Annotated in this window: 8 protein-coding genes and 1 tRNA gene; 5 read left to right on the top strand and 4 right to left on the bottom strand. The window is 71.2% G+C overall.

All coding sequences use genetic code 11. From position 1 onward, the window contains the following. Positions 1 to 104: 104 nt before the first annotated feature. The 3 genes from hrpA (at position 105) to H5J30_RS07075 (ending at position 4720) form a co-directional block, all read left to right on the top strand. Positions 105 to 4160 (top strand): ATP-dependent RNA helicase HrpA, encoded by a 4056-nt coding sequence (hrpA, locus tag H5J30_RS07085; protein ID WP_181786299.1) that lies wholly within the window; start codon positions 105 to 107, stop codon positions 4158 to 4160. 69 nt (positions 4161 to 4229) lie between these two features. After that, a tRNA-Asp gene (locus H5J30_RS07080) sits at positions 4230 to 4304 on the top strand. Positions 4305 to 4525: 221 nt separating this feature from the next. After that, positions 4526 to 4720: a DUF6274 family protein gene (locus tag H5J30_RS07075; protein WP_181786298.1), complete on the top strand. Its 195-nt coding sequence runs from the start codon at positions 4526 to 4528 to the stop codon at positions 4718 to 4720. 353 nt (positions 4721 to 5073) lie between these two features. Here the strand turns inward: H5J30_RS07075 and bldC are convergent, their stop codons facing one another. After that, entirely contained in the window at positions 5074 to 5280 is a 207-nt protein-coding gene (bldC, locus tag H5J30_RS07070) for a developmental transcriptional regulator BldC (RefSeq protein ID WP_003949541.1), read from the bottom strand. Between the two features lie 790 nt (positions 5281 to 6070). Continuing rightward, positions 6071 to 6904, bottom strand: a complete 834-nt coding sequence (locus tag H5J30_RS07065) for a DUF8083 family protein (RefSeq protein WP_181786297.1) — start codon at positions 6902 to 6904, stop codon at positions 6071 to 6073. Between the two features lie 194 nt (positions 6905 to 7098). Between H5J30_RS07065 and H5J30_RS07060 the strand changes: the two genes are divergently transcribed. Beyond that, positions 7099 to 8181 carry a Leu/Phe/Val dehydrogenase gene (locus H5J30_RS07060; RefSeq protein WP_181786296.1) on the top strand — a complete coding sequence of 361 codons (1083 nt, stop codon included), beginning with the start codon at positions 7099 to 7101 and terminating at the stop codon, positions 8179 to 8181. A 372-nt stretch (positions 8182 to 8553) separates the two neighbouring features. After that, positions 8554 to 8847 carry a DUF3073 domain-containing protein gene (locus H5J30_RS07055; RefSeq protein ID WP_181786295.1) on the top strand — a complete coding sequence of 98 codons (294 nt, stop codon included), beginning with the start codon at positions 8554 to 8556 and terminating at the stop codon, positions 8845 to 8847. Positions 8848 to 9077: 230 nt separating this feature from the next. On the opposite strand, the gene purM is transcribed toward H5J30_RS07055, so the two are convergent. Beyond that, on the bottom strand, positions 9078 to 10163 hold the full coding sequence (gene purM, locus H5J30_RS07050; protein ID WP_181786294.1) for a phosphoribosylformylglycinamidine cyclo-ligase: 1086 nt from the start codon (positions 10161 to 10163) through the stop codon (positions 9078 to 9080). Positions 10164 to 10236: 73 nt separating this feature from the next. After that, positions 10237 to 11754 carry an amidophosphoribosyltransferase gene (gene purF, locus H5J30_RS07045; RefSeq protein WP_181786293.1) on the bottom strand — a complete coding sequence of 506 codons (1518 nt, stop codon included), beginning with the start codon at positions 11752 to 11754 and terminating at the stop codon, positions 10237 to 10239. Positions 11755 to 12186: the final 432 nt, after the last annotated feature.

The following is a 12186-nucleotide window of genomic DNA, read 5'->3' as shown; positions in this document are numbered from 1 at the left end:
GTCACAGACGACCAGCTTAGTGTGATTTACGGCTTTTGCCCTCTCTGAACCTCTGCCGAAATGATTCGCCGACGCCCCCGCCCGGGTGAGATCCTTGAGTCCGTATGTCCACTTCCGCCACCCCCAGCCTCGCCGACCTCGGCGCCCGCCTGTCCGCTCTCACGCTCCGCGACGAGCAGCGGCTCGGCCGCCGCCTCGACGGCGCCCGCCGCGTGCGCAAGCCGGAGGCGCGGGCGGCCGTGCTCGCGGAGATCGCCGCCGCGGTCGACGCCGCGGAGCTGACCGCCGAGCGCCGCCGCGCCGCGGTGCCCCCCGTGTCGTATCCGCAGGAACTGCCGGTCAGCCAGAAGAAGGACGACATCCTCGCGGCCATACGCGACCACCAGGTCGTGATCGTCGCGGGCGAGACCGGGTCCGGCAAGACGACCCAGATCCCCAAGATCTGCCTGGAGCTGGGCCGCGGCGTCCGCGGCCTCATCGGCCATACGCAGCCCCGCCGCATCGCCGCCCGCACGGTGGCCGAGCGCGTCGCCGAGGAGCTGCACACCCCGCTCGGCGAGGCCGTCGGGTGGAAGGTCCGCTTCACCGACCAGGTCGGCGGCGACACCCTCGTCAAGCTCATGACCGACGGCATCCTGCTCGCCGAGATCCAGACGGACCGCGAGCTGCGCCAGTACGACACGATCATCATCGACGAGGCGCACGAGCGCAGCCTGAACATCGACTTCCTCCTCGGCTACCTCGCCCGCCTCCTCCCCCGCCGCCCCGACCTCAAGGTCGTCATCACCTCCGCGACCATCGACCCGCAGCGCTTCTCCCGGCACTTCGGCGACGCCCCGATCGTCGAGGTCAGCGGGCGTACGTACCCGGTGGAGGTGCGCTACCGGCCGCTCGCGGAGGAGGGCGACGAGACCGACACCGACCGGGACCAGATCACCGCCATCTGCGACGCCGTCGACGAGCTGCAGGCCGAGGGCGGCGGCTCCGGCGACATCCTCGTCTTCCTCTCCGGCGAGCGCGAGATCCGCGACACCGCGGACGCGCTCGCCAAGCAGAAGCTCCGCAACACCGAGGTCCTCCCCCTCTACGCCCGCCTGTCGCACGCCGAGCAGCACCGCGTCTTCCAGCGGACCGCCCCGCAGGGACAACCAGCCAGACGGGTCGTGCTGGCGACGAACGTCGCCGAGACGTCGCTGACCGTCCCCGGCATCCGGTACGTCATCGACACCGGCTTCGCCCGCATCTCCCGCTACAGCCACCGCACCAAGGTCCAGCGCCTGCCCATCGAGCCCATCTCGCAGGCCAGCGCCAACCAGCGCAAGGGCCGCTGCGGCCGGCTCGCCGACGGCATCTGCATCCGGCTGTACGCGGAGGAGGACTTCCTCGCCCGCCCGGAGTTCACCGACGCCGAGATCCTCCGTACGAATCTGGCGTCCGTCATCCTCCAGATGACCGCCGCCGGCCTCGGCGACATCGAGAAGTTCCCCTTCATCGACCCGCCGGACAGCCGCAACATCAAGGCGGGCGTCCAGCTCCTCGAAGAGCTGCAGGCGCTCGACATGAAGGAGAAGGCCCCCGGAGGGAGCACGGGGCAGCGCCTCACCCGGACCGGCCGCAAGCTCGCCCAGCTGCCCGTCGACCCGCGGCTGGCCCGCATGGTGCTGGAGGCCGAGCGCAACGGCTGCGTACGCGAGGTCATGGTCATCGCCTCCGCGCTGTCCATCCAGGACCCGCGCGAGCGGCCCGCCGACAAGCAGCAGCAGGCCGACCAGCACCACGCCCGCTTCCGCGACGAGTCCAGCGACTTCGTGACGTTCCTCAACCTGTGGACGTACGTGCGCGAGCAGCAGAAGGCGCTCTCCTCGTCCGCGTTCCGCCGCATGTGCAAGCGCGAGTTCCTCAACTACCTGCGCATACGCGAGTGGCAGGACATCTACTCGCAACTGCGCACCATCGCCCGCGGCATGGACATCCACCCCGCCGACCAGGACGCGGCGCCCGAGGTGGTCCACCAGTCGCTGCTGGCGGGGCTGCTCAGCCATATCGGGCTGAAGGACGCCGATGCGAAGAACGAGTATCTGGGCGCGCGCAGCGCGAAGTTCGCCGTGTTCCCCGGCTCCGCGCTCTTCAAGAAGCCGCCGCGCTGGATCATGTCGGCCGAGCTGGTGGAGACCTCCCGCCTGTGGGCGCGGGTCAACGCGAAGGTCGAGCCCGAGTGGGTCGAGCCGCTGGCGCAGCACCTGGTCAAGCGCACGTACAGCGAGCCGCACTGGGAGAAGGACCAGGCCGCGGTCATGGCGTACGAACGCGTCACCCTGTACGGCGTGCCGCTGGTGGCCCGGCGCTCGGTCAACTACGGCCGCATCGACCCCGAGACGTGCCGCGACCTGTTCATCCGGCACGCGCTGGTCGAGGGCGACTGGCGCACGCACCACAAGTTCTTCGCCGCCAACCGCCGCCTCCTCACCGAGGTCGAGGAGCTGGAGCACCGGGCGCGCCGCCGCGACATCCTCGTGGACGACGAGACCCTCTTCGACTTCTACGACCAGCGCGTGCCCGAGGACGTCGTGTCCGGGGCGCACTTCGACTCCTGGTGGAAGAAGCAGCAGCGCGAAGAGCCGGAGCTGCTCAACTTCGAGAAGTCGATGCTCATCAACGAGCGGGCGGAGGGCGTCACCAAGGACGACTACCCGGACTCCTGGTGGCAGGGCGAGCTGAAGCTGCGGGTGACGTACCAGTTCGAGCCGGGCACGGACGCGGACGGCGTCACCGTGCACGTACCGCTGCAGATCCTCAACCAGGTGGTCCCGGACGGCTTCGACTGGCAGATCCCGGGGCTGCGCGAGGACGTGGTCACCGAGCTGATCCGCTCGCTGCCGAAGCCGATCCGGCGCAACTACGTGCCGGCGCCGAACTACGCCAAGGCGTTCCTGGAGCGCGCCGTGCCCGTACAGGAGCCGCTGACCACCGCGCTGGCACGGGAGCTGCAGCGGATGGTGGGGGTGCCGGTCGCGGCGGAGGACTTCGACTGGGGCAAGGTGCCGGACCACCTGAGGATCACGTTCCGGGTGACCGACGAGCGGCGGCGGCAGCTGGCGGAGTCGAAGGACCTGGAGGAGCTGCGGCTGCGGCTGAAGCCCAAGACGCAGGCGGCCATCACGCGCGCGTTCGACGAGGCGTCGGGCGGCGGGAAGAGCGCGGGGAAGAGCGCCGGGAGAGGCGGCGGGAAGAGCGCCCGCGGCGACGGCGCGGAGAGCGCCGCAGGCGGGCCCGCGCTGGAGCGCCGCACCGGCCTCACCTCCTGGACCGTCGGCACCCTCCCGCGCACCTTCGAGACCCGCCGCGGCGGCCACACCGTCAAGGCGTACCCGGCGCTCGTGGACGAGGGCGAGACCGTCGCCGTGCGGCTGTACGACACGGAGGCGGAGCAGGCGGCCGCCATGTGGGCCGGCACCCGCCGCCTGATCCTGCTCCAACTCCCGTCCAACCCCGCCAAGTTCGCCAACAGCACGCTGTCCAACCAGGCGAAGCTGGCCCTCTCCCGCACCCCTCACGGCGGCGTACAGGCCCTCTTCGAGGACTGCGTCACCGCCTCCGCGGACCGGCTCATCGCGGCCCGCGGCGGGCCCGTGTGGGACGAGGAGGGCTTCCGCAAGCTCTTCGACTCCGTACGGGCCGACATCGTCGACGCGACGATGCAGACCATCCGGCAGGTGCAGGAGGTGCTGGCGGCCTGGCACGCCTGCGAGGGGCGGCTGCGGACGGTCAAGAGCCCCGTGCTGACCGAGTCCGCGGTGGACGTGCGCGAGCAGCTGGCGTGGCTGGTCAAGCCCGGCTTCGTCACCGAGCACGGCGCGGGCCGGCTGCCGGACCTGCTGCGGTACCTCGTCGCGGCGGACCGCCGGCTCCAGCAGCTCCCCGCGCACGCGGAGCGGGACCGGGCGCGGATGGCGAAGGTCAAGGAGATGCAGGACGAGTACGCGTGGCTGCTGGAGCAGCAGCCGCGGGGGCGGCCGGTGCCGCGGGCGGTGCGGGACGTGCGGTGGATGATCGAGGAGCTGCGGGTCAGCTACTTCGCGCATGCGCTGGGCACGGCGTATCCGGTCTCCGACAAGCGGATCGTGAAGGCGGTCGACGCGCTGGTCCCGCCGGGGCGGTGAGCCGCGGCAACCGGTTCGACCGGGGGCCTGAGCTGCTGTAGAGTCGGGCACGCGCGTTCGCGCAAGCAAGGTCCTGTGGAGCAGTTTGGAGTGCTCGCCACCCTGTCAAGGTGGAGGCCGCGGGTTCAAATCCCGTCAGGACCGCACAGTTTTCGAGCGGCCGTGTCCGAGGCCGCGCCCGCGGCGGAGCCACAGACAGACGCAGCAAATCCCGTCAGGACCGCACGGCAATTCTCATTCCCCTCAGCCTCCGTCGTCACGGCGGAGGCTTTCCGTCTCTCCCGTGACGCATTCACGCTGGTACGCGGTCTAGACCGGCTGCACGTTTCCTTGACGGGCGTCCGGTCACTGGGTACTCAAGGGCTATGACGACGACCGTGCGGCACGAGACGAAGGCCCTTCTGCGCGCCCACCTCTCCGCCGCGTCGTCGTACGGGCACCTCACCCCCCACTGCGCCGTCTGCAGCCGGCTGCTGCGGCTGGCGATGGAGTCCGCGCCACCCGACGTCGGGGATGCGAACGACACGACCGAGCCGGACGGGGCAACGCTCCAGGCGTAGGGCAGGAGTTGACGGGGGGTCAATATCGCAGCGGCCGCGGCGCCGCAAGCCGTCCTGACTGTGACGGGGATCACTCAACCAATTTCGAAACAGGGGGATTTACGCCCCCCTTAGGTCAGGTCAATTTTGTATATGCCATTGCACCCATGCCCGGACGGGCACCGATACTTCCGGACGTCGCGTACGCGAACAGCCCCCGGCGGTCGCCCCGGGGAGGGCGGCCACCGGGGGCCGTGCGACAAATCGCGCTGGACCCGGCGGAGTCCAGCGCGATCGACGATGCTGCGTCGCTTGTGGTGCGAGGGGTGTGAGCCGGGCTAGGGGGTCCCGGCCGACCCCGGCGACGCGTGTGGTCAGGCCTCGCTGCGCTGCTGCGGAATGCCCGCCAGCAGTGCGCGGACCTCCGCCTCGCGATAGCGGCGATGCCCGCCGAGCGTGCGGATAGACGTGAGCTTGCCGGCCTTCGCCCAGCGCGTGACCGTCTTCGGGTCAACGCGGAACATCGTGGCTACCTCGGCGGGGGTCAGCAGCGGCTCGGCGTCAGGGGTGCGAGCGGTCATGAGCGGCCTCCTCGGGAGAACCGAACCTTCTCGGTTCTTTCCTCTAAATTCTGCACCTTGACCCTCGTTGACCGATATGGCCAACGGGGGTCGAGTCGGTAATAGGACGAACGGCTTGTCCTCGGCACTACAACTACACCATCTGTCCAGCGGCGTCGGCCAAACCGATGGAATTGCCCTCTGAGGTGTTCAACCTCGACGGATCCCGCTGGACCGTGCCATAGCGGACAGTCACACCTTCGTGACGATCAGTCACAGCACCACCAGGGGCCACAAGGTCTCCCACGAGAGGATCAATGCTCGGCATTCCACCCTAAGTTGGACGGAACATACCCCATCTGGACTCCTTGCCCTATATCGTCACCCAGGCTACGCGGTGACGGCAAGACCCAGGTACGTGCTTTCCGTCACGCTTGACCAAATAGCCTGGTTCGGGACCTTCGTCCGGGACCAAGGTCCCCAGGGGCAGGGACCGAACGGCCCCTTCCGTGCCGGGGCATGGCGGGACACTAGTCCGGAATTGTTCGTCGCACTAGTGAGCGCTTGTCCGGACCCTTGCCGACACGGCGCCCGGCCGCCCCGCCCGTACGCGCCCACGGGCGCCCCGTACGCGCCAGGCCCTATCTGACAAATCCCGCCTGCGTCGCGACGCCTGGCACGCACGCTCGCTGCGTTGTCGGGATCGACCGAATAGGCCCACTATGCGGTCGACCCTCCGCCTTGCGATCGCACGCACCAGACGCCGCGACGCCCGCCCAGAGGGCGGACGGCGCCATTTGTCAGACAGGGCCTAGCTGGCGAACTGCCGCTCGCGCACCACGCCCCAGCGGTCCGTCAGCCGCTGGTACGCCCGCCCGGCCCGCTCCTCGTCCCCCGCCGCCAGCGCCGCGATGCCCTCCGCGACCTCCGCCGCGGACCGGTCCTCCGCCAGGTGCTCCTTGGGCAGCACGTGGACGAGCCCGCCGTAGTCCAGCTCCACGAGCGACCGCGGATGGAACTCTTCCAGCCACTTTCCGACGTCCACCAGGCCCTCGACGAGCGGCGCCTGCCCGACCGCGTCGCGCAGCGCCTTCAGCCCGCGCGCCACCCGGCGCCGGGCCTGCACCATGGGCGTGCGGTAGCGCAGCAGGGTGCGCGCGCCCGTCTCGTACTCCCGCTCCTCGTCGGAGAAGAGCACGAACCAGCGCATCGGGACCGTCCACACCGCGGACCTGATCCACGGCCGGGCGTCCGGGTTGTCCACCCGCCAGCGCGCGTGATCGGCAAGCGCCTGTTCCCGTACGACCTCGGGCAGCGCCGCCTCCAGCACCGGCCTGGGCAGCTCTTCGACCAGCTCGTCCAGCGCCAGCCAGCTGCGCAGCCGGGTGCGCCAGGGGCAGACGCACGTCACGCCGTCCACCTCGGTGACGAAGGCGTCGCCGCTCTCGTGCGCCGGGGCCGCCGTCGGCGGGGTGCCGGCCAGCCCGGCGAGCGCCCGGAGCAGCTCGTCCTGGCTGGTGGGGGCGGCCTCGCGGGCGGCGTAGCGGTACCAGTGGGTGCGTTCGGGCTCGGGGAAGGCGGCCAGCGGCTCGTACACGCGCAGATACGTCGCATACGGGATCACCAGTGACGACACCACGGCCACGCCCTCTCCCCTCTCCCACGTACGTATCCGAGTCTCCCGCAGACTATGGTGCTGAGTCCTCCGGGGGGACGCCTCCTGGGGACCCGAGACCCCGCCGGGGGTCCGGGAGGCGGGCGCCGCTCTACGCTTGAGCCACTACCTGCCCTCCCCACCCCTGGAGGGCAGCAGCCCGCGACCAAACCGGAGTCACCACCGTGACCGACGTTCTCTCCACACTCTTCCGCTCCGATCAGGGCGGACATGAACAGGTTGTCCTCTGCCAGGACCGCGAGACCGGCCTCAAGGCCGTCATCGCCATCCACTCCACCGCCCTGGGCCCGGCCCTCGGCGGCACCCGCTTCCACTCCTACGCCGCCGCCGGCGACCCCGAGCAGGCCGCGGTCCTGGACGCGCTGAACCTCTCCCGCGGCATGTCGTACAAGAACGCGATGGCCGGCCTCGACCACGGCGGCGGCAAGGCCGTGATCATCGGGGACCCGGACAAGGTGAAGACCGAGGACCTGCTGCTCGCCTACGGCCGCTTCGTCGCCTCGCTCGGCGGGCGCTACGTCACGGCGTGCGACGTCGGCACGTACGTCCAGGACATGGACGTGGTCGCCCGTACGAACCGGTGGACCACCGGCCGCTCCCCCGAGAACGGCGGCTGCGGCGACTCCTCGGTGCTGACGTCGTTCGGCGTCTTCCAGGGCATGCGCGCGGTGGCCGAGCACCTGTGGGGCACGCCGTCGCTGCGCGGGCGGCGGGTCGGCGTCGCCGGGGTCGGCAAGGTGGGGCACATCCTCGTGGAGCACCTGGTCGGGGACGGCGCGGAGGTGGTGATCACCGACGTGCGCGAGGAGTCGGTCGCGCGCGTACGGGCCGCGCACCCCGGCGTGGCGGTCGTCGCGGACACGGACGCGCTCATCCGCGAGCCGCTGGACGTGTACGCGCCGTGCGCGCTGGGCGGGGCGCTCGGCGACGACACGGTGCCGGTCCTCGCCGCGAAGGCCGTCTGCGGCGCGGCGAACAACCAGCTCGCGCACCCGGGCGTGGAGAAGGACCTGGCCGACCGCGGCATCCTCTACGCCCCCGACTACGTGGTCAACGCGGGCGGGGTCATCCAGGTCGCCGACGAGCTGCACGGCTTCGACATGGTCCGGGCGCGGGCGAAGGCCGCCCGGATCTTCGACACGACGGTGGAGATATTCCACCGGGCGGCGTCCGACGGCGTACCCCCGGCGGTGGCGGCGGACCGGATCGCGGAGCAGCGCATGGCGGAGGCCAGGCGCCGCGGCTGAGCGCCGTACGCCCCTGCGCCCGCCCTTCGCCTACCCCTCGCCCGCCCTCGGCCCGCCCCGCGCACGCCGGGGCGGGCGAGACCGGTGAGAACGTTCACCATGGCAAAGAGGCGACGTCACGTAACGCATGTCACCACCGCGCGGCGGGTCGCTCCTCGTCAGACGATAGAATCGGGTCTTGACCAGCGGGGACGCGGGCCTCATCGGGATCGGCGGCGGGGCCTGTGCTGCCAGCGACGTACCGTCAGGGTGCAGAAACAGGTACCGTTGAACCCCGATGGACGGTCCCTCTTCACCGAGGGTCCGCATCCGATCATGAACGCGTATCAGACTCTGGGGCCATCGAGCCCCGTCGTTTGAGGGGGTCGACCCATGGGGCGCGGCCGGGCCAAGGCCAAGCAGACGAAGGTCGCCCGCCAGCTGAAGTACAGCAGCGGTGGGACTGACCTCTCACGCCTTGCCGAAGAGCTGGGCGCTTCGACGGCGAATCCGCCGTCGAACGGTCAACAGCAACAGCAGCAACAACAGCAGCAGCAGCAGCAGCAAGTCGAGGAAGAGTCGCCCGACGACGACCTGTACGCACGCTACGCGGAGCTGTACGAGGATGAGGACGACGAGGACGGCGAGGACTCGGCCGGCTCGTCGGAGCAGCGTCGCGGGGCCTGATCCGCAGGCAGCAAATCGGAGCTCGGCTCGGGGGCATCCCCGGACGGGCCCTTTTTGCTGCCGGTTTTGCTGCCGGGAACCGGCTGCCGGGCGCGGGAGGCCGGCGGCGTACGGGTCCGTAGGCGCGCGGACACGCATGTTCCGGGCCGCGGACGCGGTACGTGCTGCCTCCGCGCATCCCGGCGCGCATGCCGCCGCAGGGACCGCGGTACGGGCCGCCGGCGGCGGACTCAGCGGGCATAGTCCCCCGTAAGCTCGACATCACCCGCCCCCGCCCCGTCCTGCCCGCGGACCTCGCCGGCGACCCAGGCGTCGACCCCGCGGTCCGCGAGCAGCGCCAGCGCGACGTCCACCGACGCCTGCGGCACGACGGCGACCATGCCGACGCCCATGTTCAGCGTCCGCTCCAGCTCCGCCCGCTCGACCCGGCCCACCTCCCCGACCACGTCGAAGACGGCGCCCGGCGCCCACGTCGTGCGGTCGACGACCGCGCGCAGCCCGTCCGGCACCACCCGGGCCAGGTTGCTGGCGAGGCCGCCGCCCGTGACGTGCGAGAAGGCGTGCACCTCGGTAGCGCGCAGCAGCGCGAGGCAGTCCAGCGAGTAGATCTTCGTCGGCTCCAGCAGCTCCTCGCCCAGGGTGCGGCCGAACTCCGGCACCGCCCGGTCCAGCGCCCAGCCGGCGCGGTCCAGCAGGACGTGCCGTACCAGCGAGTACCCGTTGGAGTGGAGGCCCGAGGAGGCCATCGCGACGACCGCGTCACCCGTACGGATGCGATCGGCGCCCAGCACCGCGTCCGCCTCGACGACGCCCGTGCCCGCGCCGGCCACGTCGTACTCGTCCGGGCCCAGCAGCCCGGGGTGCTCCGCCGTCTCGCCGCCGACCAGCGCGCAACCGGCCAGCACGCAGCCCTCGGCGATGCCCTTGACGATCGCCGCGACCCGCTCCGGGACCACCTTGCCGACGCAGATGTAGTCCGTCATGAACAGCGGCTCCGCGCCCGTGACGACCAGGTCGTCCACGACCATGGCGACCAGGTCGTGGCCGATCGTGTCGTGCACGTCCATGCGCTGCGCGACCGCGACCTTCGTCCCGACGCCGTCGGTCGCCGAGGCGAGGAGCGGGCGCTCGTAGCGCTTGAGCACGGAGGCGTCGAAGAGGCCGGCGAAGCCGCCGAGCGCGCCGACCGACTCCGGGCGCCGGGTCTTCTTCACCCACTCCTTCATCAGCTCGACGGCGCGGTCACCGGCCTCGATGTCGACGCCCGCCGCCGCGTAGGAGGCGGCGGGGGCGGGGGGCTGGCTGGCACCGGACATGGCGTTGGGGTCCTCCGGGTCGTTCACCTGGGGTCTGGGGTGGGATGGGGCGGAAGGGGGCCTGGGGCCTGCGCTACGGGCGGCGCAGGGCGTCGGCGGCGTCGCGCCCGCCGGCGACCTCGTTCTCCAGCAGGTGCTTGCCCAGCAGCTCCGGGTCAGGCAGGTCCATCGGGTACTCGCCGTCGAAGCAGGCGCGGCAGAGGTCGTTCTTGGGGATGCCGGTGGCCTCGATCATGCGGTCGGTGGAGATGTACGCGAGCGAGTCCGCGCCCAGCGACTGGCAGATCTCCTCGACCGACATGCCGTTGGCGATCAGCTCGGCGCGGGTGGCGAAGTCGATGCCGAAGAAGCACGGCCACTTGATGGGCGGCGACGAGATGCGCACGTGCACCTCGGCGGCGCCGGCCTCGCGGAGCATCCGTACGAGCGCGCGCTGCGTGTTGCCGCGGACGATGGAGTCGTCCACGACGACGAGGCGCTTGCCGCCGATGACCTCCTTGAGAGGGTTCAGCTTCAAGCGGATGCCGAGCTGGCGGATGGTCTGGGAGGGCTGGATGAAGGTCCGGCCCACGTAGCTGTTCTTGACCAGCCCGGCCCCGTACGGAATGCCGCTGGCCTCCGCGTACCCGATGGCGGCGGGGGTGCCGGACTCCGGTGTGGGTATCACCAGGTCGGCGTCGGCGGGGGCTTCCGCGGCGAGCTGGCGGCCCATCTCGACGCGGGAGAGGTACACGTTCCGGCCGGCGATCTCGGTGTCGGGCCGGGCCAGGTACACGTACTCGAAGACACACCCCTTGGGCTTTGCCTCGGCAAAGCGACTGGCGCGCAGGCCGTTCTCGTCGATCGCGATCAGCTCGCCGGGCTCCACCTCGCGGATGAAGCTGGCGCCGACGATGTCGAGCCCGGCGCTCTCCGACGCCACCACCCAGCCGCGGTCCAGCCGGCCGAGCACCAGCGGGCGGATGCCCTGGGGGTCGCGGGCCGCGTAGAGCGTCTGCTCGTCCATGAAGACGAGGCTGAACGCGCCCTTGGCCCGCGGCAGCACCAGCGGCGCGGCCTCCTCCACGGTCAGCGACTTGCCGTCGCCGTCGACCTGCCCCGCGAGCAGCGCGGTCACGAGGTCGGTGTCGTTGGTCGCCGCCGCCCTGCCGCTGCGCGACCCGCCGTCCGGGGGCAGCGCGGCGACCATCTCGGACAGCTCGGCGGTGTTGACGAGGTTGCCGTTGTGGCCGAGCGCGAGCGACCCGTGGGGGGTGGCCCGGAAGGTGGGCTGCGCGTTCTCCCACACGGAGGCACCGGTGGTCGAGTAGCGGGCGTGCCCCACGGCGATGTGGCCCTGGAGGGAGCCGAGAGAGGTTTCGTCGAAGACCTGCGAGACCAGGCCCATGTCCTTGAAGACGAGGATCTGAGAACCGTTGCTCACCGCGATACCCGCGGACTCCTGTCCCCGGTGCTGCAGTGCATACAGTCCGAAGTAGGTGAGCTTGGCGACCTCCTCGCCCGGGGCCCAGACGCCGAAGACGCCGCAGGCGTCCTGGGGGCCCTTCTCTCCGGGAAGCAGGTCGTGGCTGAGTCGTCCGTCACCACGCACAAAGACACTGTAACCCGTCTGGATCCGAACCGGCCGAGCGAGGTGACCGGCCCCGCGGCGGTTCCGGCCCCCTCTTCCGGGCGTCAGCGCGGGGATCGGGCGGGGGGCGGGGGCCGGCCTCGTACCGAACGTGAGGCTCGTCACTGCCGGGGCGTGTCCGGGATCACGTGCGGGCGACGATGACGTGTGGCTCCCCCGGCGTCTACGGATCAGGAGCCGGCGGACGCCGGCCCCCGGAGGGGGCCGGGCAGGCACAGGTCGGCACAATCGTGCACGCGAACGCGGTGGGAAGGGTCGGGAATGGCGGCCGTGGAGTTCCGGGTGCTCGGCCCGGTCGAGGTGCGGGCGCCCGGCGGTGGCGAACTGCGGGTGCCCGCGGGGCAGCAGCGGGTGCTGCTGGCGAGCCTGCTGCTGGACGCCGGGCGGGTGGTC

The organism is Streptomyces phytophilus, assembly GCF_013870535.1.
GTDB lineage: Bacteria > Actinomycetota > Actinomycetes > Streptomycetales > Streptomycetaceae > Streptomyces > Streptomyces phytophilus.
This window is presented reverse-complemented; position numbering and strand designations above follow the sequence as displayed.

Excerpts from the sequence above, each read along its gene's own strand:
- hrpA (WP_181786299.1), top strand. The coding sequence starts at position 105 with ATGTCCACTTCCGCCACCCCCAGCCTCGCCGACCTCGGCGCCCGCCTG.
- H5J30_RS07075 (WP_181786298.1), top strand. The coding sequence starts at position 4,526 with ATGACGACGACCGTGCGGCACGAGACGAAGGCCCTTCTGCGCGCCCAC.
- bldC (WP_003949541.1), bottom strand. The coding sequence starts at position 5,280 with ATGACCGCTCGCACCCCTGACGCCGAGCCGCTGCTGACCCCCGCCGAG.
- H5J30_RS07055 (WP_181786295.1), top strand. The coding sequence starts at position 8,554 with ATGGGGCGCGGCCGGGCCAAGGCCAAGCAGACGAAGGTCGCCCGCCAG.
- purM (WP_181786294.1), bottom strand. The coding sequence starts at position 10,163 with ATGTCCGGTGCCAGCCAGCCCCCCGCCCCCGCCGCCTCCTACGCGGCG.